This window comes from Pelagimonas sp., from assembly GCF_050633425.1.
GTDB lineage: Bacteria > Pseudomonadota > Alphaproteobacteria > Rhodobacterales > Rhodobacteraceae > Pelagimonas.
Genome location: NZ_JBOEGM010000018.1, coordinates 1 through 23,372, shown reverse-complemented (window position 1 = coordinate 23,372; position 23,372 = coordinate 1). Strand labels below are relative to the sequence as shown.

The 23,372-nt window shown below is 58.1% G+C and carries 24 protein-coding genes; 20 read left to right on the top strand and 4 right to left on the bottom strand.

The genetic code is table 11. The features are described from left to right. The first annotated feature begins 7 nt into the window (after window positions 1-7). The 20 genes from ACRBB0_RS15280 (at window position 8) to ACRBB0_RS15185 (ending at window position 19,706) form a co-directional block, all read left to right on the top strand. Entirely contained in the window at window positions 8-553 is a 546-nt protein-coding gene (locus ACRBB0_RS15280) for a hypothetical protein (RefSeq protein ID WP_431375311.1), read from the top strand. 132 nt (window positions 554-685) lie between these two features. Continuing rightward, entirely contained in the window at window positions 686-1,285 is a 600-nt protein-coding gene (locus tag ACRBB0_RS15275) for a terminase small subunit (RefSeq protein WP_431375310.1), read from the top strand. Next, entirely contained in the window at window positions 1,239-2,567 is a 1,329-nt protein-coding gene (locus tag ACRBB0_RS15270; RefSeq protein WP_431375309.1) for a DNA-packaging protein, read from the top strand. Before ACRBB0_RS15275 ends, ACRBB0_RS15270 begins: the two co-directional genes overlap by 47 nt. After that, entirely contained in the window at window positions 2,564-4,537 is a 1,974-nt protein-coding gene (locus ACRBB0_RS15265) for a portal protein (RefSeq protein WP_431375308.1), read from the top strand. The genes ACRBB0_RS15270 and ACRBB0_RS15265 overlap by 4 nt, the downstream gene beginning before the upstream one ends. Before the next feature lie 12 nt (window positions 4,538-4,549). Further along, window positions 4,550-5,380: a hypothetical protein gene (locus ACRBB0_RS15260; protein ID WP_431375307.1), complete on the top strand. Its 831-nt coding sequence runs from the start codon at window positions 4,550-4,552 to the stop codon at window positions 5,378-5,380. 17 nt (window positions 5,381-5,397) lie between these two features. Beyond that, the gene (locus tag ACRBB0_RS15255) at window positions 5,398-6,630 is read left to right on the top strand and encodes a P22 phage major capsid protein family protein (RefSeq protein WP_431375306.1); all 1,233 of its coding nucleotides are present in this window, start codon (window positions 5,398-5,400) and stop codon (window positions 6,628-6,630) included. 54 nt (window positions 6,631-6,684) lie between these two features. Continuing rightward, window positions 6,685-7,080, top strand: coding sequence for a hypothetical protein (locus tag ACRBB0_RS15250; protein ID WP_431375305.1), 396 nt, complete (start codon window positions 6,685-6,687; stop codon window positions 7,078-7,080). Window positions 7,081-7,139: 59 nt separating this feature from the next. Continuing rightward, entirely contained in the window at window positions 7,140-8,426 is a 1,287-nt protein-coding gene (locus tag ACRBB0_RS15245) for a hypothetical protein (protein WP_431375304.1), read from the top strand. 285 nt (window positions 8,427-8,711) lie between these two features. Then, complete coding sequence (locus ACRBB0_RS15240) at window positions 8,712-9,035, top strand: hypothetical protein (RefSeq protein WP_431375303.1); 324 nt, start codon at window positions 8,712-8,714, stop codon at window positions 9,033-9,035. Continuing rightward, on the top strand, window positions 9,035-9,484 hold the full coding sequence (locus ACRBB0_RS15235) for a hypothetical protein (protein ID WP_431375302.1): 450 nt from the start codon (window positions 9,035-9,037) through the stop codon (window positions 9,482-9,484). Before ACRBB0_RS15240 ends, ACRBB0_RS15235 begins: the two co-directional genes overlap by 1 nt. After that, window positions 9,469-10,365 carry a hypothetical protein gene (locus ACRBB0_RS15230; RefSeq protein ID WP_431375301.1) on the top strand — a complete coding sequence of 299 codons (897 nt, stop codon included), beginning with the start codon at window positions 9,469-9,471 and terminating at the stop codon, window positions 10,363-10,365. The genes ACRBB0_RS15235 and ACRBB0_RS15230 overlap by 16 nt, the downstream gene beginning before the upstream one ends. 3 nt (window positions 10,366-10,368) lie before the next feature. After that, a complete protein-coding gene (locus ACRBB0_RS15225; protein ID WP_431375300.1) occupies window positions 10,369-11,766 on the top strand; it encodes a hypothetical protein in 1,398 nt (465 codons plus the stop codon). Beyond that, a complete protein-coding gene (locus ACRBB0_RS15220; protein WP_431375299.1) occupies window positions 11,766-13,718 on the top strand; it encodes a hypothetical protein in 1,953 nt (650 codons plus the stop codon). Before ACRBB0_RS15225 ends, ACRBB0_RS15220 begins: the two co-directional genes overlap by 1 nt. Window positions 13,719-14,024: 306 nt before the next feature. Continuing rightward, window positions 14,025-14,702 (top strand): hypothetical protein, encoded by a 678-nt coding sequence (locus ACRBB0_RS15215; protein ID WP_431375298.1) that lies wholly within the window; start codon window positions 14,025-14,027, stop codon window positions 14,700-14,702. A gap of 14 nt (window positions 14,703-14,716) precedes the next feature. Further along, the gene (locus ACRBB0_RS15210; protein ID WP_431375297.1) at window positions 14,717-17,074 is read left to right on the top strand and encodes a ubiquitin-activating E1 FCCH domain-containing protein; all 2,358 of its coding nucleotides are present in this window, start codon (window positions 14,717-14,719) and stop codon (window positions 17,072-17,074) included. 14 nt (window positions 17,075-17,088) lie between these two features. After that, on the top strand, window positions 17,089-17,334 hold the full coding sequence (locus ACRBB0_RS15205; protein ID WP_431375296.1) for a hypothetical protein: 246 nt from the start codon (window positions 17,089-17,091) through the stop codon (window positions 17,332-17,334). Further along, entirely contained in the window at window positions 17,331-17,801 is a 471-nt protein-coding gene (locus ACRBB0_RS15200; protein ID WP_431375295.1) for a lysozyme, read from the top strand. The genes ACRBB0_RS15205 and ACRBB0_RS15200 overlap by 4 nt, the downstream gene beginning before the upstream one ends. 2 nt (window positions 17,802-17,803) lie before the next feature. Further along, window positions 17,804-18,025: a hypothetical protein gene (locus ACRBB0_RS15195; protein ID WP_431375294.1), complete on the top strand. Its 222-nt coding sequence runs from the start codon at window positions 17,804-17,806 to the stop codon at window positions 18,023-18,025. Between the two features lie 128 nt (window positions 18,026-18,153). Further along, window positions 18,154-18,501, top strand: coding sequence for a hypothetical protein (locus tag ACRBB0_RS15190; protein ID WP_431375293.1), 348 nt, complete (start codon window positions 18,154-18,156; stop codon window positions 18,499-18,501). Further along, entirely contained in the window at window positions 18,498-19,706 is a 1,209-nt protein-coding gene (locus ACRBB0_RS15185) for a sialate O-acetylesterase (RefSeq protein WP_431375292.1), read from the top strand. Before ACRBB0_RS15190 ends, ACRBB0_RS15185 begins: the two co-directional genes overlap by 4 nt. Before the next feature lie 156 nt (window positions 19,707-19,862). Here the strand turns inward: ACRBB0_RS15185 and ACRBB0_RS15180 are convergent, their stop codons facing one another. The 4 genes from ACRBB0_RS15180 to ACRBB0_RS15165 form a co-directional block, all read right to left on the bottom strand. Next, window positions 19,863-21,047 carry a tyrosine-type recombinase/integrase gene (locus ACRBB0_RS15180; protein WP_431375291.1) on the bottom strand — a complete coding sequence of 395 codons (1,185 nt, stop codon included), beginning with the start codon at window positions 21,045-21,047 and terminating at the stop codon, window positions 19,863-19,865. Window positions 21,048-21,183: 136 nt separating this feature from the next. Beyond that, window positions 21,184-22,746 carry a recombinase family protein gene (locus ACRBB0_RS15175; RefSeq protein WP_431375290.1) on the bottom strand — a complete coding sequence of 521 codons (1,563 nt, stop codon included), beginning with the start codon at window positions 22,744-22,746 and terminating at the stop codon, window positions 21,184-21,186. Continuing rightward, window positions 22,743-23,012 (bottom strand): hypothetical protein, encoded by a 270-nt coding sequence (locus ACRBB0_RS15170; RefSeq protein ID WP_431375289.1) that lies wholly within the window; start codon window positions 23,010-23,012, stop codon window positions 22,743-22,745. The genes ACRBB0_RS15175 and ACRBB0_RS15170 overlap by 4 nt, the downstream gene beginning before the upstream one ends. A 175-nt stretch (window positions 23,013-23,187) precedes the next feature. Continuing rightward, window positions 23,188-23,372 (bottom strand): hypothetical protein (locus ACRBB0_RS15165; RefSeq protein WP_431375288.1); only part of this gene is annotated, 185 nt, incomplete at its 5' end.

Below are 23,372 nucleotides of genomic sequence, written 5' to 3'. Positions count from 1 at the left end.
TCAAAAAATGAGCAGAGCCAAACGACGCAAGGGCGGGCGGCCCCGTAAGGCGAAAATATCGCTCCCGCAGTTCAATGGGGATCACGGCACCGGAACCGCAGCGGCAACACACAGCACGCTTGTCGTTCCAGTCAAGGACAGCCCCAACCGGGTGGCGAACCGGCGGAGGATCGACGCCCTTGATCGGATCATCGCGCGCGACATCCTGACCATGCCAGAGCAACAGGCAGCCAAGGCGATCAGGGACGCTTACTCTCGCACGGAAGCCCTATCTAGCGGTGGTGAGATGAAAGAGCAGGTCGATTCATCGCCAAAGCCGGATGCCTCAATAGCTGCCCAAGTCGACGCCATGAGCCATTGGGCGCACGTCATGGCCCCGATCCGCACCGACCGGGCTATCATCGAGCATGTATGCTGCCACGGTCAGCCCTTGCGAACCCTGCCGACAAAGTACAGGCGTCGATCCATGGCCCGCCTGCGCGACCAGCTAATCAAGGTTGCGGTGCATCTGGAATACGCACACCCGCAAGATGTAGCGAAAATGGTTGCGTGAAACGCTAAACAGGGGTAAAAGTATTTATCGGCAGAGCCGTGCAAGTAGCGCCCGAAGGGAAACCTTCCGGGCGTTTTTCATTTCCACCACACAGCAGGCAAGAGGCACGCCCCAAGCGCGGCGTGATCGGTCATGGCAGCCACGAAAAAACTCACGGAAAAGCAGGAGTGTTTCGTTGAACAGTACCTTATAGACCTTAACGCAACGCAGGCGGCCATCAGGGCTGGATACAGCGAGAGGACGGCTGAGCAGCAAGGCTCACGCTTGTTGGGGAATGTTAAGGTCGCCAAAGAGATCGCGAAGGCTAAAGCCGCCCGCTCCGAGCGCACCGAAATCACGCAAGACCGCGTACTGGAAGAATTGGCGAGGATCGCGTTCTCAGACTTGCGCAGGGTCCTATCAAACAGGGGGGCCTTGATAGATGTGCATGATTGGGACGACGATACGGCAGGGGCTATTTCCTCGGTCGAGGTCGTCACTAAGTTAGGCGGGGAGGTCGACGAAGATGGCAACCCCATCGTGGACCACGTCCACAAGCTGAAAGTGTGGGATAAAAACGCCGCCTTGGAAAAGTTGGGCAAGCACCTCGGTATGTTCAAGGATAGAGTCCAACTCAGCGGCGACCCGGACCAGCCAATCAAGACCGAAGTGGTTGGCGGCAGGGAAAAAATTGAACAGTTTTTAGATGGCATCGCAGAGCGTAGCGCAGCAACTGGCCAGACTGAGTCCTGAGGACCGTGCGCAGGCGCTATCGCTGCTCAGTGATGAAGAGGCCGAGACCCTTCTTCGTGATTGGCGGGGGTTCTTGGCGAGGCCTGAGCAAATTGCCCCAGACGGGCTTTGGGACATTTGGCTTGTTTTGGCCGGTCGCGGGTTCGGGAAAACAGAGGCCGGTGCAAATTGGGTTGTTGAAAAGGAGCAGGAGGGCGCGCGTTCGATAGCGCTTATTGCTGAAACGCAAAAAGACCTTGAAGAAGTCATGGTCCCGCGCATCCAGAAAATATGCCCAGAGGTTTCTGTCCGGTTTAAGCCGGTGCGCGTCACTTGGCCGAGCGGCGCGCTTGCTCTTGGCTACAACGGCACACAGCCGAACCAGCTTCGCGGCCCAGAGTTTGACGCCGCTTGGGTGGACGAGTTGGCAAAGTACCGATACGCCCGCGAGACTTGGGATATGCTGCAGTTCGGGATGAGGCGCGGCGATCACCCGCAAACGATGGTTACGACCACGCCCCGGCCCATTGAGTTGATCAAGGCAATCGTCGCGGGCAAAGAGGGCAAGGTCGAAATATCGCGCGGGTCCACGATGGATAACGCGGCAAACTTGGCCGGGAGCTTTATTCGCAAGGTTCACGCCAGATACGCGGGGACGCGCTTAGGGCGGCAGGAGTTGAGTGCAGAAATACTCGGGGATCTCCCTGGCGCTCTTTGGTCCCAAGCCGACGTCGATACGTATCGCGTCAGAAGCGCGCCAGAGTTGAGGCGTGTTCTTGTGGCGGTAGACCCGGCGGTAACCAACACGGACGAGAGCGACAAGCACGGAATTGTTGCAGCCGGGATAAGCGAAGACCAAACCGGGTATATCCTAGACGACGCCAGCCAGCAGGGATCGCCCTTTGAGTGGGCTAAAGCGGCAATCGCCCTTTATCATAAACACAACGCGGACGCGATTGTTGCAGAGGTCAACAACGGCGGCGATATGGTGGCGCACACGATCCGCACCGTCGCCCCAAACATCAACGTTATCGAGGTCCGCGCGAGTCGCGGCAAGCACATCAGGGCCGAGCCTGTGGCCGCCCTTTACGCTCAAGGTCGGGTCAGACATGTAGGTCAACTCCCTGAGCTTGAGACACAAATGATGCAATTCACGAGCGAGGGTTACCAGGGCGACGACAGCCCGGACCGCGCCGACGCTCTGGTGTGGGCGCTCACTGAATTGTTCCCTGACATGGTTTCGACCGTACCCGACGCGTCGAACTTGCAATTGAGCCCAAGCGGCGGAAGCTGGATGAAATGAAGCCAGACGACATTCTCAAAATGGCACGGTCGCGGATGGCCGAGGCGCAAGAAGCGGACAAAGACAACCGCGCTCGCGCCCTCGATGACCTAAAGCAGCTTACCGGCGTTGGGCAGTGGCCCGACGAAATTCGTGAAGAACGTGAAGTCGCAGGAAAGCCGTGCATCACGATCAACCGCCTGCCCCAATTTGTTCGACAGGTGACCGGCGACATCCGCCGCATGAACCCCGCAATCAAAGTTTCGCCCTCCGACAATAAAGCGACCGAAGACACCGCAAAAATCTACGAGGGCCTGATCCGCCACATCGAGCAGCGCAGTGACGCGTCGTCTGTCTACGAACAGGCCGCTGAGGGCGCAGCGGCCTGTTCGATCGGGTATTTCCGCGTTCGTACAGATTGGGAGCGTGAAGACAGTTTTAATCAAGAGATCAAGATTGAGCGCATTCGAAACGCTTTTTCTGTGTATTTCGACCCCGCAGCGGAAACCCCGACAAAGCAAGACGCGGGATACGTGTTCGTTACCGAGCAAATGTCTGCCGATGATTTTAAGAAAAGCTTCCCTAAGGCATCGCAAGAGGACGTGGACCATGACGGGAAAACTGACGGCCTGCAGCATTGGCGCGAGGGCAGCAATGTAATCATTGCGGAATACTTTTGGAAAGAGCCAGCGTCCCGCACCCTCTTACTTTTGGCCGACGGCTCAACGCTTTTCGAAGACGAGGCCGCCGACGATTTGCCGCAAGAAATCATCGTTAGAAAGCGTGAGGTTGAGACCCATCAAGTGAAATGGGCAAAAATCAGCGGCAATGATTTGCTTGAGGGGCCTAAGAGCATTCCGTGCAAGTATATCCCAATTGTCGCGGTTTCTGGCGAAGAGTGGGACGTAGGTGAGGAGGTTTACCGGTCTAGCGTCATCCGTCACGCTAAAGACTCGCAGCAGCTATACAATTTCTTCCGGTCTACGTCCGCTGAGGTTGTCACGATGCAGCCCAAAGCCCCCTACATCGGCACCATAAAGCAGTTTGAAAACCTGGGTGGCTATTGGCAAAACGCGAATTCCGAAAATTATGCATTTTTGCCTTACAACCCGGATGAAAAAGCCCCCGGCCCACCGCAACGGCAACCGCCGCCGGTCGCGTCTCAAGGCCTTGCGCAAGAGGCTATGGCCGCTTCTGAGGACATGAAAGCGACAACCGGTATTTATGACGCGGCCCTTGGGAGCCGCTCAAATGAGGCCAGTGGCGTCGCTATTCGGCAGCGTCAAATGGAAAGCGACGTTTCTACGTCAATCTATACCGACAACATGGCAAAGGCGATTGCGCAATGTGGTCGGATTCTTATCAGCATGATACCGAAGGTTTATGATACCGCGCGGATCGTCCGAATCCTCGGCGATGACGACCAAGAGGAGCAGGTCGAAATTAACGGGTTCGTGATCGAAAACGGCGTGCAAATTCCAATCAATGACCTGACGGTTGGCAGCTATGATTTGCGTGTCTCGGTCGGGCCGAATTACAGTACCCGCAGGCAGGAAACCCAAGAGGGTATGCTTGAGTTTATCCGTAATGTCCCCCAAGCGGCGCAGCTTATTGGCGATCTTGTGGCTAAGGCCATGGATTGGCCTGACGCGGAAAAAATCGCGGACCGTTTGGCGAAGGCGCTGCCACCGGGCATGCGCGACCAGAGCGCAGACACCCCAGAGGAACAACAGGCGCAGGCTATGCAAGTTCAGCAAGCGCAGGCCCAGGCGCAACTGCAACAGCAAGCGCAAATGATCGAGTTACAAAAGGCCAGTGCGGAAACGCGCGAGGCCGAGGCCGATGCGGATAAAGCCGCGCTTGAGGTCCAAGAACAACAGCTAGAGCTTCTTGTGAGGTCTGGCCAGTTGGAGGCGACCATTGCAGCAATAGTGCAGCAGCAGGTCGCGCAAGCGCTGGCATCGCGCCAGCAAACAGCCCTAGGCTTTTAACCAGAGGACATCATGGAAACCCCGATACAGGACGAAGTTGCCCCACAATTGGAGGCGACCCCAGAAGCCGTGAGCGAAGCCACGGCACCAGAAGTTGAAACCCCGGCGGAAGCGGAAGCAGACGGCGCAGGTGCCCCAAGTGAGGGCGACGCAGACCAGACGAAAGCCGACACCGGGAAAAGCCGCCATCAGCGGCGTCGCGAGGCGATGGAGCGCCTGCGTTCCGAGAAGGAGCAGATTTCGGCAAAACTTGCCGAAACCGAGGCCCGATTGGAGGAGTACGAGGGAAATCTCTCAAGCCCCAGGCCAGTCGAAGCGAATTTCCAGTCGTTTGAAGAGTACCAGGCCGCATTGGCAGGCTACGAGGCCGTTCGTCAGTTGGACGGCCGGCAGAAGGCCCAGATTGAACGGGAACGCGCGGCCCAGCAAAGTCAAGCTGAGCGCATCGAGCAGCAGACGGAAACGGAGATAGCCCAAGGCTGGCAGTCCCAAGTTGAAGACGCGAAGACGCGCTACAAAGACTTTGAGAAGGTGGCCTTCACCGCTCCAATCTCGGAAGAAGTCGGCAAGGTTGTGGCCCAAATGGATCAGGGCGCAGACGTTGCTTATCACCTGGGGCTAAACCCGGCGGAAGCCACCCGCATCAGTCAACTCCCGCCCCATAGCGCGGCGGTGGAGCTTGGCAAGATCGAGGCGACGCTTACCGCACCACAGCCCCGCACCACAACACAGGCCCCCGACCCGGTGTCACCCGTCAAAGCGAAAGCAACGGCGACAAAAGACCCGGAAAAAATGACCGCAGACGAATATGACAAGTGGCGGGAAGCGGGCGGCACCTTCTAAAGCAAAGGATATGAGTTATGTCTAACTCGTTTTATACCCCAACGGCGGTTTCAAAGGAATTTGTCCGCCTTCTTGAGCAGGAACTTGTTCTTGGGAAAATGGTCGGCGTTGATATGTCGAGCGACTTCCAGAAAAACGGCGATACTGTCTATGTGCGCCGCCAAATGCAATATCTGGGCCAAGACGACGACATTGATTTGACGGGGTTCAGTGAAGACGTCAACGAAGGCACCGTCTCTGTTGCGATGGATAAAACCTGGTCTAACAAAGTCACGATTGGCGCGAAGGACCGAACGCTGAACTTTGACCGTTGGTCTGAAATGGTCGTGAAGCCCATGGCCCGCCGAGCGGCTGAGAAAATCGAAAACTCTCTGGCGTCACTCTACACCAAGTTCTACCACTTTGACGGCACTGCAGGCACTGTGCCCTCTACAATTTTGGAACTGGCAGAGGCGGGGGCTTACATGACGGACGTGGGCATCCCGGTTGCTGGCCGTTTGGGGTTCCATCCCCCGACTGTTGGGGCGAAGCTGTCCAATGCTATCGCGACCAGCAACATTCAGGGCCGCAACAAGACTGCGCTTGAAAAGGCTATGATCGGCACCGCAGGCGGGTTTGACAATTACGAAACCGCTTTCACGCCAACTCACACGGTCGGCGTGGCGACCGGTACGCCTTTGGTCAATGGCGGGTCTCAAGCAACAACCTATGACGCTGCGAAAAACACTTGGTCTCAGACGCTTAAGACCGATGGCTGGACCAATTCGACGACCGGCATCCTCAAGGCGGGCGATACCTTCACTATTACTGGCGTTAACTCGATCCACCCCGGGACAAAGGCCGACACCGGGCGGTTGCAAAGCTTTACGGTCCTTGCGGACGCGGATTCCGGCGCGTCCACAGGCCCCGCGAGCCTGACGGTTTCACCGCCTATCATCACTTCGGGGGCGTTCCAAACCGTAACCGCTCAGCCCGCAAACAACGCGGCAATTACTGTGACCAGCGGCACAGGTGGGCAAGCATATCGCCAGTCTCTGCTGCTTGACCCTCAAGCTGTATCGCTTGTTTCTCGTCCGCTTGATATCCCCGGCGATGCAGGTCTTAAAACCTCGACGCAATCGGGGAATCATGTCACCGTTTCCGTCTCTGAGTGGACCGATGGTAACACCTTGGGCCATAATATGCGCTTTGACCTTTTGTGGGGCCGTGAAGTCTTGGACCCCCGACGCGGCGCTCGCTTGACATCGTAAGCAATATTGGCGGGGGCTTGGCGGCCCCTGTCAGCACATCCATCGGGTGACCAAATGACTACAGTTCGCGAAGTAATAGCCGCAGCGCATCGCAAGATTGCCGTTCTGGGGCAGGGTGAAAACATGCCTGCCAGCATGGCCTCAGACGGCCTGTTCGCATTTAACGCGATGTTGCACGGCTGGAAGGCTGACGGTGTTGACGTTGAGCACGCCGACCAAGAGCTTACCAGTACTTTCAGCCTAGGCCCGGAGTTCCTTGAGGGTACGGTCTACCTTTTGGCGCAGCGCTTGGGGCCGGATTATCTAGCTCCGCGCACCTTCGATCACGATAGCTTCATGCGTCGCCTGCAAGCCGCATATTATGTCATGCCAGAAATGACTATTCCAACGGCCTTAACAAACACGCCTGCGCGCGAAGATCGGGACGGCAACTTGCCGTTTTCTGGATGACACTTTCCACGCTCGCAAGGCAGTCGAGGCCCGGATCCAATGGGTTCAACGGTGAGCGCTTGATCAACTATTTCGCCCATATCAGCGACGGGGCGTCTCCGCTTGTGCTGTTTGGGCGCGGGGGGTTGGTTGAGTATGCCGACCTCGGCACTGGCGCAGACGTGCGGGCAATCGCCACTATGGGCGGTGCGCAATATGCCGTTTCTGACGGGCGGGTGTGGAAAATCACCGCAGCAACCGCGACTGAAATCGGAAGCGTTGCGGACGGTGAGACGCACATGGCCGCGAGTTTCGACGAGTTGGCGATTGTCTCCGGCGGTCGGTACTACATTTGCGACGGGACCGGCGTTACCGAATACACCACCGGTGCTGTCACCAGCGCGACGGGCGTCGCGTTTCTCGATGGCTATTTCATTGTCACAGGAGAGGCCGCAGGGAGGGCTGACGCGCTCACGGTTTCGAGCTTGGACGATGGAACAACCTTTGACGCGCTAGAATTCGCATATGCAGAAAGCAACCCTGATGCGCTGGTCGGCCTGATTGCGGATCACAACGAGCTTTGGGCCTTCGGAACTGACACCGTCCAAGTGTTTTACAACAGTGGCGAGCTTACCTTTCCGTTTACGCCGAACAAAGGCGCTCTCATTGAGCAAGGGTGTGTCTCAGGCGCCAGCATTGCCAAGGCCGACAACGCCGTGTTTTGGGTCACCCCGGATGGCAAGGTTGGTCGCAGCTTCGGTAGCGGCCCCGAATGGATCGACACCGCAGAAATCCGGCGCGAACTGTCCGAAAGCACGATTTCCGGTGCCTATACATTTTCCGAGCGTGGCCACGAGTTTTACGCGATCCGGCGGACAGAGGGGACCACCCTTGTTGTCGACCTAAAGACGGGGCTTTGGCACGAGCGCGCCGCGGGGCTTTCGGGCGGCCCTTGGGGTGCGACGTGCGGTCATACATTTGGCGGTGTCGAGTACTTCGGCACCTCAGATGGCAGGGTAGCAACGATTGGCGAAGACACCTACACCGATTTTGGTGAAGTTCTGGCGGCGGAAGCTGTAAGCCCGATTGTTGAAAATAGCGGCCAGCCGTTCCGGGTCGCCCGCCTTCACCTTGATATTTCAGGTGGCGGCGATGACATCGACCGCACGCCGCAAGTTATGCTCCAGTCGACGCGCGACGGTTTCAACTGGGGAGAGGAGCACTGGCGCGACTTGGCTGGCCCCGGTCAGTATGGGAAGCGGGTGACGTGGCACGCCTTGGGCCAGTTTCGCCGTGGGGCAATCCGCGTGCGTATCACAGACCCTGTGAGCCGTGACATCCACGGCGTGGCGGTGGACCGTGGCTAGGCTCCCCTCCTTCCGCCCGCGCGGCAAGATGGGCTTTGTGCGACCAGGCACAACGGACGTGCATTCAACCCCGGAATTTCTCCGATGGCTTGATCAGGCAATTCTGCAATCGAACACAACAGCGGCCAGCGCAGAAAGCGCCGGCGAAGTGGCAAGCGCTGCGCCCGTTGGGGTTTACGGGGCGTTTTTATCCAGCGGCCCAGCCCCCGTTTCAGTGGAAACAAGCAAAACCGACCTTGCGCCCGTTTTCGGCGGGTGTGAGGCGATACAGGAGCTTCCCCCGGTATGAGCAAAATCCAACTTTGTCAGACACAGGCCCCACTTTCTTCATCGGCGGCGTTCACGGCGGATATTTTGACCGTTATTGACGCGGCGACTGTTTGCAATCCGACAGGCACGGCAGACACCCTGTCAGTATGGCTTGTCCCGAGCGGCGGAAGCGCTGGGGCCGCAACGGCGGTTTATTTTGGGCTTGCGGTTGCGGCGGGTGGCAGCGTGAGTCTCAGCAACCTAGTTAACCATGCCATTCAGGCGGGCGGCAGTCTCCACTTGGAAGCGGGCACGTCAGCCAGCGCCTTGACCGTCACAATCTCAGGGCGGACGGTTTAATGTCCGAAACTATGAATGACCGTTTCCGGGTGTGGTTTTGCGGCGATGAAAGCGCCTGCTCGTTCGCAGAACAGCTTTGGACGGCACTGCAGGAATGGGACGACATTGAGGACGAAGGGAAGTGTGAGGACTACAACGGGCTGATCTCGTGGCTTGCCTTCGGGAAGGAATACCAGCCGTTTTTCGCTGCGCACTCCCACCTGTTGAGGCCCGCGTTTTTGCAGCTGTATTTGTCATGGACGTCTGCGAACGTTCTCGACCGGGGCGATTGGCAGGACGTTTGCAAATCCTACATGCTGCGTGCCGGTTTTTACCAACTGCTGCACCTGATCGCGTGGATATGCGGTGGCGACGCTTGGGCGCGAAGGGTCGGCCCGGAAATATACCGCAGTTATGCAGAAACCCCCGAGGAAATTTTTAAGGAGTTCAACCGATGCCAGGACCAGTAGCAGCGATGGTAGGCGGCTCGATAGTCTCGGGCGTCATCGGGAGTAAAAACGCTTCGAAGGCTGCGGATGCACAAGCAAGCGCAGCGCAAGACGCCGCAGACGAATCCGCTCGCCAGTATGACCTTTCGCGCGAGGACTTGGCACCTTATCGCCAGTCTGGCTACAACGCGCTCTCAGCGCTAAACTACGAGATGGGCTTAGGGCCCGCACCGGGCATAACCCCCGAAGTGCTGGAAATCCCCGGACAAGAGATTGTGCAAGCAGCAAACTCGGCGGAATCAACCTCGCCCATTCTGGATGTCAGAAGCGCTTGGGAGCGCCTCGGGATTCCGAAAGGCGAGAGCACAACGACGACCGGCCCGTCACGGTTCATGGTCAACGGCCGATATTTCGACACACGAGAGGAAGCACAGGCCGCAGCGGATGCTGCGACCTTCGAGTATAGCGGGTTTCAAGAAACGCCGGGTTACCAATACAATCTCGATCAAGGGCAAAAAGCGATACAGCGCCGCGCTGCCGTGACCGGGCAGAGGCTTGGCGGCGGCACCCTTCTGCGGCTCCAGGAGCACGCGCAAGGCTCCGCCAATCAAGAGTATGGGAACTATCTGAACCGGCTTTCTGGGCTCGCAGGGACAGGTCAGACGGCGGTCAATACGGGCGCTGCTCTTGGGGCGCAAAACGCCTCAACAGTCGGTAACGCTTTAATGGCGGGCGGCAACGCGCGGGCGTCTGGATATGCGGGCCAAACATCAGCTTTGAATGGCACATTGAACAATCTTGCGCAAATCGGCGGCATGAGTCAGGCGGGTTATTTCGGCGGGGGAGGCGGGACCGCCAACGCGCTTTCGACGCCGTGGGCCGCTGGCGGGTTTTGGGGGTAAATCATGACCGAATTTAATTTAGGCCAGTCCTTCGGGCAGGGAATCGCCATCGGAAACGCCGTTCGCCAAACTCGACAGCAAAACGCGCTTGCGGACATTTATTCCCAGCATGGCAAGGGCATTGCGAGCGGCGAACAAAACGCGCTGAATGCACTGGCGGGCTTGGATCCGATGATGGCGATAAAAATTCAACGCCAACAGGCGGCTGATGGGCGCGCGGATGAAAGCCACAATTTCCAGATGGAAAGCGGGCGGGCGAGGCTTGGAATGGACCGTGAAAGCCACGGCGCAAGCATGCAGTTGAATAAGGCGCGACTTGATCAGATCGAAAGTCAGGCCGCGCAGGCGATGCAGCAGCACGCCGCTCAAATGTCGGAGGCCGAGCGCGCCAAAGAGGCTCAGGAAACGCAAATCGCTTTAGCGCACGGGAAATCGGCATTTGTTCAAGGTGAAGCGGGCGTGGCACAGTGGGTGCAACGTTATGCCGTGGAACTGGCAGAGGCAGGGATGCCACCTGAAACGGTGAACGTTGATAACTTCCCGGAAGTCTTGAAGGTTTTGAACGGTTTCAGCACGGCGCTTTCCGGCGGGCAGGTCGATCTTGGCGGGATGGTGCCAGAGCAGCCAGCGCCGATGTCTGGTCACGGCAAGTTCTATCACGATCAACAGGCTGGGTTGATCCCCCCGGACGCGCAGTACAAGGGCAGTGGCGTTACGGTCAACAATAACATGGGCGGTGCGCCCGCGCTCGGCAAGCTTTCCACTGATTACGGGTATGTTTTGGACCCTGAGACCGGCCAGCCCGTCATTGACCCTGCAACCGGCCTGCCGACCGCCGCTGCGGTCCCAGGATCGCAAGCGGCTCAGGAGTTGGCTGACGCACAGGGGAAAGTCGCTGAGCAAGGTGCCGCGCGTGAAAACGCCGCCGATGTCGTTACGACCGCAGCCAGTCGGGCGAAAGCCGCCGATAATGACAGGGTTTTGCGTGGCATGTTTGGCCGCTTGGCCAGCGTCAACCCTTCGAGCGATAATGCCGAGGTCTATCGGCAGGTCGATGTCCTAAAGTCGATTGCGTCTGCAGAGGCCTTGAACGCAATGCGACGTCAAAGCCCGACAGGTGGGGCCTTAGGGAACGTCACAGAAAAAGAACTGAAGCTATTGTCTGAGCAGGCTGGTGCGCTTGACCCCGCAAGCCCTAATTTCCAGCGGGACCTGGATGATTACGAGGCTGCTATCATGCGCACGATCCACGGGCCGGGATACAGCAGCGGCGGTGATGTTTCGCAAATGGACGCGACCGAGATCCAGGATCTGATGCAGAAAATGCCGCCCGACCAAATGTCACCCGAATTGCGGGCGGAACTTGCGGCGCGATTGCGCATGCTAAAAGGCGGGCAATAATGGCCGATATAGACACGATGTTGCAGCAACTTGAGGGCGTTCAACCCTCTGGGCCTGCGGGAGACCAAGAAAACGCGCGGCGTGTGCTTGAATCCCTTGAGGTTCTTGGCGACTTGCGACCGAACGAGCGCGCAGAGCTTGAGCGGTTGCGCGCGACCGCTCCCGTCAATCAGCGCGCAATTGGCGAAACCGGCGCGGCCTATCGTGGGGCCTTGCAGGGGGCGACGTTTCAGCAGGCAGACGAAGTTTTGGGGCTGTTTGGTGGCGATAAGCAGGCGGCGCGAGACGCAAACCGCTTAGCCCAAGAGCGCTACCCCGGTGCATACGGCACAGGCAAGACCGCCGGGGCAATCATGACGGGTGTCGGCACAGGCGTTGCGACTGCTCCGCTCGCAGTGGGCAGAACAGCGCTTGGGGCAATGGCGCGTGGCGCGGTGCTTGGCGGCGCAGAGGGCGCACTCTGGGGTTCGGGCGGCGCAGAGGAAGGCGAGAAGGCGCAGGAGGCTTTAAAATATGGCCAGATCGGGGCAGGACTTGGCGCGGCGGTGCCGGGAGCCGTCCACGTCGCAAGCAGAGGGCTCGGGGCTGCTGACGACCTTGTCAGGGGCGTGCTCAATCGCGGGAACGAAGCTCGTGCGAACCGCGCCGCCCTGGAGACCTTGCGCAAGTCAGGTCGTAATCTTGACGATGTAGCCGACGATGTAGCTCTAGCCGCGCGGCAAGGCCAGCCAGAGTTCCGCATGATGGATGCTCTCGGCACGGCTGGGGCCCGGCGCGCGTCTGGGATCGCCCGCGCGGGGGACGACGGGGCCGAAGAAATTGCACAATTCCTACGCTTGAGGCAGTTGGACCAAGGCGACCGCTTGGGGGGGTTCATCGACGATGCGTTCCAGACTAAAGGCACAACAGCGGCGAAGACCAAAGCGGACCTGACAGCGAAACGAGGCGAAGTTGCTGACGTGATGTATTCAGCCGCGCGTGAAAACGCAAAGCCGGTCGACACCCGCCCAGCTATAGGCGTCATAGACCAACGTATCGGCGGGATGAAGGGCAGCAATATATCTGGCGACGGTATAGACGCGAAACTTGCACGGTTCCGGGATAGGCTTAGGGCTGACCCCGCACCGGACGGAGAATTGTCCCGTGAATTGAGCGATTTTGACCGTGTTTTAGGCGTGAAGCAGGACGTGCAGGACGCCGTGGGTGCAGCCTTGCGAGGGGGGCGCAACAACGAAGCGCGAGAGCTTGGTAAGTTGGTAAAGCAGCTTGATCAGGCGTTGGAGCGCAGTTCCGATGCTTATCGCCTTGCCAACGACAGCTTTCGGGCGGCTTCTCAGGTCATCGACAGCGTTGATGAAGGCGCGAAAATGGCGACGCGGGGGCGTGGGGCTGACAATGTCAGCGCGATCCAGGGGATGACGCCGGATCAGCGCCGCGCGACCGCAGTCGGATACGGTGACGCCCGATTGAACCAGCTTGAGCGGAACGCGTCACCGACTGCAAACAAGGCTAAGCCGTTCTCCACAACCAAGGCGCAAGCCGAAACCAATGCTTTGGCAACTGACCCGGCGCTTTTCGACCAGAGGATTGCGCGCGAAAATACGATGTGGGAAACGCAAAACAGGGCTATGGGCGGGTCGCGCACGGCTGACAATCTGGCGGATATTGAGAGCACCGGGTTCGCAGCAGATGTGATGCGGGCCGGTCAGGAACTCGCATCCGGCAACGCTGGCAATGCGTTAACCCGCGCGGGCGGGGCGGCCGCAAGGCTCGCGTCTGGGCAAAACGAAGCCACCCGAAAACTTGTCGCGGATATTCTTATGTCCCCAGACCCGAAGAAAGCCATGTCGGCGGCTTTATCAACGGAGCGCAATGCAGAAAAGCGGCGCTGGATTGCGCAGGCGGTTGCGAGAGCGCTGTCCCGCCGGACAACGGACTCGGCCACGCGCTAAGGTTAATAAAAATATGCGGCAGCGGCGACAAGAAGCCAAGGGACGGACAGGCCAAGCAGGACACGCAAAGGGAATTGGCTTTGAGAAACGCCCGTCCGCTCTAAGCGCACAGATGTCCACGCAGACCATAAGAACCATGCGGCGAGAACAACGCCTAAAAACGTGGCCATTACAACCTGAAAGAAGAATATCGGGTTCATGACGGGCACCCTATGACCTGCGAGCGTCGGTTTCAACCATAAGCGCCCATTCGACACACTGACAACCCTGCCCAAATTGGGCGGGGCCTTTCCACATGGAGGCCAAATGCCAAACGTCCTCAGTCTATACGCAGCACCGCAAGAGCCGGAACAGTTCCGGGTTGGCAGCTTTGCCGCCCCGATCCAGCAGAAGCAATTCATGAATGCGCTCGCGGGCGGCGGGATGTTCAACGGCCAAGCTAAGGTCTCCGAAAAAAACATGCTCGCGGGGATGGCCCAACAGCCAGCAGGGAAAAGCACAGAACCCAGCAAGGGTGGCGATTGGCTAAAATACACCAACCAAAGCGCCATTCGAAATGGCCCAATTAGCGGCGAGCTTATGAATGCTATGAGCTTTCTTGGCGACATGGGCATTGAAATGCGCGTGTTTTCGGGCGGCCAAGCACCAAAAGGCTCGGGCGGGCCGCGTACGGGATCAGTGCGGCACGACCACGGGAACGCAGCCGACGCGTTTTTCTTCCAAGGCGGGCGCAAGCTTGATTGGAACGACCCGAACGACAGGCCCATTTTCGAAGAGATTGTTGCGCGCGCGAAGGCCAACGGCGTTACGGGCATAGGCGCGGGTGACGGCTATATGCAGCCCGGTTCTATGCATGTCGGATTCGGTAAGCCCGCCGTTTGGGGTGCTGGGGGCAAGGGGGCAAATGCCCCGGATTGGTTGCGCAGCGCATCAGCGCGCGGGATTGAAGCGCGGCGGCAGGCATTGGCCGATATCGGTTTATAAATAAGGGACTCTCTATGCCACTCATTAGCGACAACGGCCTTACGGTCCGAGCATACGACGGCAATGGCGACCCGGTCGCGGGCGCTGTAATCGCGGCCTATGAGGCTGGGACAACAACCCCCGTCACGATCTACGCGGACGCAGATTTGACGGTCTTGCATGACCAGATTGCCAACGCAGCCGGGGTATTCGCCCCGGCCTATCTGGCGTCGGGTGCGTACAAGCTAGACGTCACTGACCCAGACACGGCGGCGAGCTTGCCGGGATTCCCAATCGACGATTATTTGATCGGGTCATCTGAGCTTTACAGTTCACTTTCGGATCTCATTGCCAGCACGGAAGTTGCCCGAGGCGAGGGGGCTATCTGGGTCGCTGGTGAGTTCCGGTATAAAGAGGCCGCAAGCGGCGCTACCGATCATCACATTACCACAGCAGGAGGGGTGAAGCTTTACGCGATCCCCAGCGATCCGGGCGTCTGGGACATTGAGCAGATCGGCGGCGCTGCGGACGCGTCGACGGACAATTCGCCAATCGCTCAGAAGCTTTTTGATTACTTCACCACCAACGGCGGCGGGACGATACGGTTTGCCGATGTCGGAACTTACCTTATGCGCGTCACCGGTGATAACAGCCACATTTCCGGTCACAAACTTTGCTGTGAGATTACAGGCGACAATACGGCGGTGATTATTGGGAAAAACTCGACGGTAAAGCTTGCCGATGGCGAGCAGACGGATGCGACGGGATCGGTAGATATTTTCTCGGGCGACATTGCGCGGGCAAACATCCGGTTTCACGTTGACGGTGTTCTGACCAACAACAAAGACGCCATGCCTGATTGGACCGGCGGCTATGGTCAGGCCGGTGCGGGTGGTTGTTGCGTGTTGTTCAAGGGTGGCCAGCCCGGAGGTTACTACGAAATCACCGGGTCCGGTGAGATTGGGCACAGCTACAGCAACCCCGTTGATTTAGGGGCCGATACCAGTGAGGGCGGGGAATTCTACTTGGCCCCTGGCATGACATTCAGAAATGTCGGGGAAGGGCTGGAGGTTGTCGGCTTCGCAAAGGTGTTTGCTAACAAACCTTATTTGCTTCTTGATGGCGAGTTCGAAATGGCCGGGGATGCGCTAGAGTTCGCGCGCTGCGGGATTGTGGATGTAATTGGCGCGAAGGTCATTCGCGCGCAGGCCGAAGGGCAAGGCGTCACCGGAATCACGCAGGCTAATCCTGCGGCTGTCACAGTTGCGGGCCACGGGTACTCAACAGGCGACACCGTGAAACTTGCGGACATCGCCGGGATGACCGAAATCAACCATTACGAATTTGCTGTGACCGTTGTGGACGCCGACACGTTTACGTTGGACGGCTGCGACAGCACGGCTTACGGCGCGTTCGTAGCGTCTGACTATGGTCGTGTCGCGAAAATGCTCGGCACTGCGGCTGCATCCGCGCTAGAGTTTTATGGGTCCAGGATCGTAACTGTTCAGGGGGCTGTCATTGAGAACTGGACGTCCCTCGTGTCGATTGGGGCCCCATCGTCTGGGCCACCTGTTTTGGCGGGGCAGCAATATCCGCGTTTTATGGGGAATGACATTTTTGCGCGCGGGATCACCGGGGCAAATGCTCTTGGTGACGGATACCAGAGCACGAGCAACCCGCACGAAATGGTATTCAACAATCTTCGAATTCTGGACAGCCCAGATTGCAACCCGATCCTGATCCAAGGCGACGGCGACATCGGCGCTGTTGTGTTCAACGACGCGCTGTTCACCAACTGCAAAAAGGTCATTCTCGATGGGTCTCGACCGTTCGTTTGGAACGGTGGCGGCAATGTGAACAGCACGAAGCAGTGCTTTGACATCCAATCGAGCGCCGCCGGGAAAGAGTACAACTTCGACCTTAAGAATGTTGATTTTTCCAATTCAGGGTCTGGCATCCGCATGGGTGTCACCGGCGGCGGGACCGCCATTCTTAAAGGCTCCATGCACGGCTGCAAGGTGAGTGAATTCGGAGATTGGCCCGCCACGTCTCCCGACGTTGATTATACCGGGCTTTCCATTTCCGACTGCCTGCCAAGTTCAGACGAAGGGACAAGCGAGCCGATGGCCGCGTTTTGCCGCAGATACACGCGAGATTCAGGCGGTGGCACCATTCTGAATGAAGCGCCCAACCCGTGCGCCGATGCCGAATTCGAGATCATCAACAACAAGGGTGGCGGGACCGCCATCACACTGGAGCACAACAACGCAACTGATGGCGCTCCGCTGTTTAACACTTCCGGGGTTGACGACGCCTTGGCTGACCAGACGTCCCGCCGCTACCGGTTCCGCAATGCCACGCAGGCCGCGATTGCCGGTTTCTATGAAGTTTAGAACGGAGCAAACGAATGACTTGGAAAGTGACCGCAGGCCAGTACGAGGGAGTGATGATGAAAACAACAAACGGAGTGGCAATTGGCGGCATTACGCTGCCTGCGTGGTTGCCAGCTTTAGAAACTGCCAGCCAAGTTGCTGCGCATATGGTTCCGATTTTGTCAGCTGTGTGGCTGGTAATCCAAATCTTAGGATACATCCGCAAACGGGTATCTGGTCAGGACACGGTAAAGCCCCCAAAAGCGAAGGCAAAGACATGAAGAAACGTTTCATGCTCGGCGCGGCCTCTGCGGTCGCCGCCGCTGCTGCGGTTATTGCTCCATGGGAAGGGCTACGCACAAAGGCATATCCCGACATCGTGGGTGTCTGGACGGTATGTTATGGCGAAACCAACGGGGTTCAACCGGGAGACACGCACACCCCGGCTGAATGCGATGCCATGCTTGCGCAGCAGGTGAAGGCGTATGCTGATAGGCTGTCTGAGTGTATTGATGATAACCAAGAGGCACAAATGCCGGAAGGCATGAAGGCCGCCGTTATCAGTTGGGCTTATAACGTTGGTACTGTCGCGGCCTGTCGTTCAACATTGGTGCGCAAGCTTAACTCGGGCGACATGGTCGGGGCGTGCAATGAGTTGCCGCGCTGGAACCGGGCAGGGGGGCGGGCCATTCCTGGACTGTCGAACCGGCGCGCCGCTGAGCAAAAACTTTGCCTTGAAGGGCTGTGAGAATGGACCGCCTCTTCCTCGCGGGTTTCATCGTGGCCCTTGCCGCTGCGGTCTGGTGGCTGGCCCTGCGCAACGATGATCTTCGCGATGCCCGCGATCACATCCAAGCCGAAAAAGAGACCGTCGAAAGGATCGAAAATGCGCCAGATATTGACTTGGGTGACGATGCCGATCGCACTCGCGAGTTGTGCCGCCTCGCCGGTCTCTCAGACTGCCCTTTGTAGCGCGACACTGGATGATCGACAGCGACATGCCGCTGCCCTGATCGAAAGCATGCACCAAAAATCACAGACCACGGGCGTTGTCCTGCTGGGGAAGCTTGAGCGCGGATGCGCCGAAAAAGGAGATTGATATGCCCGCACCAACAACTGACAAAGCATTTTCCACCGCGACAAAGGTAACGTGGTCGGGTGTCGCGACTGACGACGCAGCCGATGCGTATAGCCCCAGCGGACTGGCCCCACTGGCCGCGTCTGTGCAAATCTCCGGCACTTTCGACAGTGGGACTGTGACCTTTGAGGCGTCGAACGATGGCGCGACATTTTTCGGCGTAAAGGACACCGCGGGCACCCTGATTTCCGCGACCGAAAACGGCCTTTTTGAGTTTTCCAGTTCTGCGCAATTCTTAAAGCCGGTTCTGGACGGGGCAGGGGGAAGTGCTGATCTCGATGTTTCTCTTGTTCTTCGGGGGCAGGGATGAACCCAGCACTGATATCCCGCTTGAGGCGGTCGGGCGGCTCTGCGCCCATGTACGTTGTCCCCATTCTGGGCCAGTCAAACGCGGTTGGGCGAGCCGGGTTGGATGGGCTGCCGTTGCACCCTGCGGGTGTGTTGCAATACGATCAGGCCGGGGCATTGGTCGCGCCGACCACGCCGCTGGACCACCGCATCACCACATATTCCGATGAATTCGGCCCGGATGTGCAGTTTTCCCGCGCCTTTATGGCCGCGAACCCCGGTGCGCAGCTGGTGTTTATTCCCTGCGCCGATGGTGGCACCGGCTTTTTTGACAACATGTGGAACCCAGACGACCCGGCCTATGATGACGCCGTGACCCGGATTAATGCTTTCGCCGCCAGCTATCCTGACGCCGTGTTCAGTGCGGTGATTTGGGTGCAGGGCGAAGACGAAGGTGCCGCATCGGCGCAGTGGACGGAATCCCAATATGCGGCTGCTTTAGACGCCATGATTGCCGCGCTGCGCGTTGACGCCCCTGCGATCAGCGCCACGCCCTTCATCGCGGTTGAGATTGGCGCTGGCGATGACGCGATAACCCCGACAGGGTCAGAAATCCGCGCCGCGATCCGCGCCACACCAAGCCGGGTGGCAAATACCATGTTTGTGAGCGCAAGCGGGCTGTTTAAGACTGAGGACGCCATAGACCCTCTGCACTTTGGTCCAAATGGTCAGCGCGGCATGGGGCAGCGCATTTACAACGCCATGGCCGGTGAAGTGGCGGCATATGGCGGGGTGAATAGTGGGCCTGATCTGCTGACTGATCCTAACCTGCTTGACCCTAACGAATGGGTTTACGACAGCGAATTCACGGTCGATGGCGGCGAAATCTTGTACAATTCCGGCGGGGATTCAGGGGTGAGCGTGGACATATCTCCGCGATTTATGGTGCATACTGTATCTGGTCGAACATATCGAGCGATTTGGACTGTTGAGGATTATTCCCACAGTGCAGGCGCAAGCAATACCTTGGTTATTAATGCTCTCACATGGACCGATCCTGACACCAGCACTGTGCAACCAGGAGTAATCACCAACGTGAACGGTGTACACTCAATGGACTTTGTAGGGCAAGACAACCCGATGCAGCTGCGGTTTAGGGCCAAGCCTAAGGGCGGAACTATGACGCTCAAAATATCAAGCGTCACTTTTGAGGATGTGACGCCGTAGGGCGCAGGTACTCTTTCGGCCAACCGATTTTGACGGTCTTGCCAAAAACTTCGACTTCGAGAATTTCGAGTTCTTCGGGGGCAAATGTTCTTACTGTTTTCATGCGGGCAAAGTATCGGGCCTTGATTAAAAAAACCTTTGCGCGATGGGTGAACGCTACCGCAGCGCCACAACCCCTGCCGATTGCAGGCCGGTGACATGTCGCGCCCATGCCTCCATGACAGGGCGGCGGCGGTCCAATAGGTCAGAACGGGCATAGCTGCGCTCTACCTTCCCGCCTATGGAGTGGGAGAGGATTGTTTCGGCAACGTCATAGCTACAGGCATCGGTATCCTGCACCCAGGTTCTAAAGCTTGTGCGGAACCCGTGCGGCCTGCCTGCCTCTTCCATGTCACGCATGCGTTTTGACAGACTGGCGTCGGTCACAGGGTTGCCTTTGGGGCCGGGGAACAGAAACGCACCGCCAAGAGCGCGACGACGTTCTATCAAATCCATCGCAGCGGCGGGCAGGGGGACGCGAAAATCTCGCACTTTGCCAACTTGACCTTTCATCCGCTCAGATGGCACGGTCCATATATCCCCGTCGATTTCGTCAAACCGCATGCCTCGGCAGCCGCTTGCACGCACCGCAGTTAAAATCATCAGCTGCAAGCAGGAAGAGACCGCGCCTTGATCCTCCAGCTTCTCGAAAAGCGCCGGCACGTCCTGCCACGGGGTCGCGGGAATTGGCGCTGCTGTGTGGACGACCTCCCCAAGCATGTGCTGCGCCGCGTCAATGGTGAAGGGGTCGCACTCAAACCCCATCAACTTTCCTTGCCTGAAAACAATTCGAAGCCGTTGGATCGCCTTCTCGGCGGTTGGCGTCTTGGTCCGCCAAATGCCCGACAGGGCCGCCTTAACGTCGCTTTGGTGAATGGTTGAAATGGGCTTACGCCCGATCTTCGGGAAGACATGACGCTCCAGAGGTGACAACCATCGTGCGGCCTTGCCCTCACGCCGCAACCCGGCCTTTTTGGACTCCAACACCTGCGCGGCCAAAACTTCAAGGGGCGGGTCGTTCCGCTCCATCTCTGCCTTCGCAGCGTTTTTTCTGGCGGTGCGTTCGGTGATCGGGTCATTGCCTTGTGACAGCACAAGCGCCCATCTGCCGCGCTCTTTGCGCGCGTCTGACAGCCCGACATTAGGGTAGGTGCCAAGCCCCATTTGGCGGCGTTTTCCTGCGAATGAATATCGCCATATCCACTTCCCCGTCGCACCGGACTTGTGAAGCTCAAGGCCCGCCCCGTCACCATGGCGACCGTCACCGGCTTTTTTTATCCCTACCGCAGTTAGATTGCCCATAGTCTCAGCCCGCCAGTTAGCCCGCCAGTCTGCGCCTTGTTTTGGTTGGTCTGATTTGTGGCGTATTGGGGGGTATTGTGAAATACACCCATCTTGTAGCTTGGCGGGCTAGGGCCGGTCTAGACTGTATTGTGGTCTATTTGGGGGGTGTTACGTGTGCTTCACCCGCACCATTTCTTTCAAAAGGCCCTGCAAGGCTAGTTAAAGCCCTGAACGGAAACGACAATTCCGGGGTTCTAGGTCCTTTATTTCGGTCGTATGTGATGCGGTCTGCGAAGGCCAGTTTCAGGACTGCACGGCGTGCAAGAACAGAGCCTGAAGCCCACAGCTTCAAAGGGTTAGATAGGAACAGCAGCAAGGGTTCTAGTTTTTCTTCGAACGTTCCTGTGGGCACGATCTGATTATCGCGTTTTTCTGCCAAAATCGCCTTTTCCTTTTCCATCTCAGCCAGCTTTGTCTCATAGGCGGCGATCACCTGCGTATTGGTCGCGCCCATGATCCGGTTAAGCAATGTTGCAGCTTCCTTTTCAATCGCTTTGATCTGGCGCGTTGCGGCGGCGCGGATCGTCTTGGCTTGAGCGTCACGGGCGTCCCATGCTTTGCGGAACATCGCGCGAGCTAGGGCGATAAGACCGGGCGATGGCTGCAGGTCTTTGATCAATTGACCAACCTCGCCCTCCAGCACATCACGGCGGATGGATTTGCCGTAGTGGTCGCAGGTTTTCGTCTGACAGAGGTAATACGGATAGCGTTTGCCCATCTTTCCGCGCGCCAGTGAAGAGCGCAGCGGCACGTTGCAGCCGCCACAGACAGCAATGCCGCGCAGAGCGAACTCATCGCCGATATTCTTGCGTTTCGGGGCATAAGCCGCACCATCACGACGCTCTTGTACCTTCTCGAAGGTCTCAAGGGAGATCAGCGGTTCGTGCTGCGCTTTCAACCAGTTAATACCATAGGTCTCGGAACAGATGTGCCCCGTGTAAACGGGTTGCGTGAGAATGTCGGTCACACGCTGTTGCACGATCTTGCCGTGCTTGTTGCGCGGGAAGTCGGGGAAGCTTTCGAAGAAACGCATCACTTCGGCCTGTGTCTGGAAACGGCCACTGGCAAAACCGTGAAAGGCTTCGCGGATGATGGAATCGAAAGGCGGATTGGGAACCAGAACCTTTCCCCGACCGGGCTGGGTTTCATAGCGGTATCCGATGGGCGGGTTGTGAATCCAGAAGCCGTTCTGCATCCGCGCTTTCATCTTTTGCGCCACCTGCCGCCCGTTTTGTTCGCGCTCAAGCTGGCCAGTGGCGGCGATGATGATTTCGTGGAACTTGCCTTCTGGCGTGTCCTGAAAGTTGAAATTCAGGCATTCGCGGACGGCCCCGCGTGCATCCATCTCGCGGCGGAGTTTCAAATGGAACTCAACGTCGCGGGCATAGCGTTTGAGATCGTCAAAGATGACGACATAGTTTTCGTCCGGCTGGGCATCCAGAAACGCCAAAAGCGCCACCATGCCGGGGCGTTTCATGAAGTCTCCACCGCCCGAGATCGTGTCGGGGAAGGTCGCGACCACTTCATAGCCTTTGGCAGCAGCATATTGACGGCAGCGGGTTTCTTGGGATTCGAGGCCGTGGCCTTCAGTTTCCTGCGCGCGAGAACTGACGCGGCAGTAGATAACAGCTTTGTCTGGAGAATTTGTCTGGTTCATAGCGCCTCCTTGTCTTGACCCGTGTTCTGCAATTGTACCACATCTCGGGCCAGCGCGGTCTTGAGATCCAGATTTTGCCCACAGGTTTCTTGCGAGGTTGCGTGCAACTCCCAGCCCAGATCGACAAAACCGAGAACGATGGACCAAAGGGTTTCGATCATCTGGCGTTTTTGATCGTCGCCGAGATCGCTTTCCTCAATGTAAGGCAGCCACTCCTGCCAGTCGCAGATCAGCGCGGGGTTGGATGGTGGTGGGGTGTCGGGCATAAAGCCTCCTTTCGTAAATTCTCCTCTGTTGCGTTCGACATGTCGCCGAACAAAAAGAGAACATTATTGCCATGCAAGTGCTTTTGAGGCAAGGATTTTCTTCCTATCGGCGGCCTGTCGGCCTACCATCGTATGCCCCTGGCGGGCGTTGCCCGCCAAGCGCGCGGCTCAGGGTTTAGCGATCAATGGAGGTGTCGCGGGTCAGGTCTGGCTCGGCTTGGGCGCGGCGTTGTTCCTTGAAGGCTTCGCGGTCCAGATCGCGCACGTCGTGATGGGTGCGGCGGGCCAGTTCGGCGAGGCTCAACATGTCCTTGCCGCGCAGGCTTGAGGTATCCTGCAGATTGCCGTCCTTGTCCTTGT

Bases quoted from the DNA above. Each gene is read 5' to 3' on its own strand.
- ACRBB0_RS15280 (WP_431375311.1), top strand. From the start codon at position 8: ATGAGCAGAGCCAAACGACGCAAGGGCGGGCGGCCCCGTAAGGCGAAA.
- ACRBB0_RS15275 (WP_431375310.1), top strand. From the start codon at position 686: ATGGCAGCCACGAAAAAACTCACGGAAAAGCAGGAGTGTTTCGTTGAA.
- ACRBB0_RS15270 (WP_431375309.1), top strand. From the start codon at position 1,239: ATGGCATCGCAGAGCGTAGCGCAGCAACTGGCCAGACTGAGTCCTGAG.
- ACRBB0_RS15265 (WP_431375308.1), top strand. From the start codon at position 2,564: ATGAAGCCAGACGACATTCTCAAAATGGCACGGTCGCGGATGGCCGAG.
- ACRBB0_RS15260 (WP_431375307.1), top strand. From the start codon at position 4,550: ATGGAAACCCCGATACAGGACGAAGTTGCCCCACAATTGGAGGCGACC.
- ACRBB0_RS15255 (WP_431375306.1), top strand. From the start codon at position 5,398: ATGTCTAACTCGTTTTATACCCCAACGGCGGTTTCAAAGGAATTTGTC.
- ACRBB0_RS15250 (WP_431375305.1), top strand. From the start codon at position 6,685: ATGACTACAGTTCGCGAAGTAATAGCCGCAGCGCATCGCAAGATTGCC.
- ACRBB0_RS15240 (WP_431375303.1), top strand. From the start codon at position 8,712: ATGAGCAAAATCCAACTTTGTCAGACACAGGCCCCACTTTCTTCATCG.
- ACRBB0_RS15235 (WP_431375302.1), top strand. From the start codon at position 9,035: ATGTCCGAAACTATGAATGACCGTTTCCGGGTGTGGTTTTGCGGCGAT.
- ACRBB0_RS15230 (WP_431375301.1), top strand. From the start codon at position 9,469: ATGCCAGGACCAGTAGCAGCGATGGTAGGCGGCTCGATAGTCTCGGGC.
- ACRBB0_RS15225 (WP_431375300.1), top strand. From the start codon at position 10,369: ATGACCGAATTTAATTTAGGCCAGTCCTTCGGGCAGGGAATCGCCATC.
- ACRBB0_RS15220 (WP_431375299.1), top strand. From the start codon at position 11,766: ATGGCCGATATAGACACGATGTTGCAGCAACTTGAGGGCGTTCAACCC.
- ACRBB0_RS15215 (WP_431375298.1), top strand. From the start codon at position 14,025: ATGCCAAACGTCCTCAGTCTATACGCAGCACCGCAAGAGCCGGAACAG.
- ACRBB0_RS15210 (WP_431375297.1), top strand. From the start codon at position 14,717: ATGCCACTCATTAGCGACAACGGCCTTACGGTCCGAGCATACGACGGC.
- ACRBB0_RS15205 (WP_431375296.1), top strand. From the start codon at position 17,089: ATGACTTGGAAAGTGACCGCAGGCCAGTACGAGGGAGTGATGATGAAA.
- ACRBB0_RS15200 (WP_431375295.1), top strand. From the start codon at position 17,331: ATGAAGAAACGTTTCATGCTCGGCGCGGCCTCTGCGGTCGCCGCCGCT.
- ACRBB0_RS15195 (WP_431375294.1), top strand. From the start codon at position 17,804: ATGGACCGCCTCTTCCTCGCGGGTTTCATCGTGGCCCTTGCCGCTGCG.
- ACRBB0_RS15190 (WP_431375293.1), top strand. From the start codon at position 18,154: ATGCCCGCACCAACAACTGACAAAGCATTTTCCACCGCGACAAAGGTA.
- ACRBB0_RS15185 (WP_431375292.1), top strand. From the start codon at position 18,498: ATGAACCCAGCACTGATATCCCGCTTGAGGCGGTCGGGCGGCTCTGCG.
- ACRBB0_RS15180 (WP_431375291.1), bottom strand. From the start codon at position 21,047: ATGGGCAATCTAACTGCGGTAGGGATAAAAAAAGCCGGTGACGGTCGC.
- ACRBB0_RS15175 (WP_431375290.1), bottom strand. From the start codon at position 22,746: ATGAACCAGACAAATTCTCCAGACAAAGCTGTTATCTACTGCCGCGTC.
- ACRBB0_RS15170 (WP_431375289.1), bottom strand. From the start codon at position 23,012: ATGCCCGACACCCCACCACCATCCAACCCCGCGCTGATCTGCGACTGG.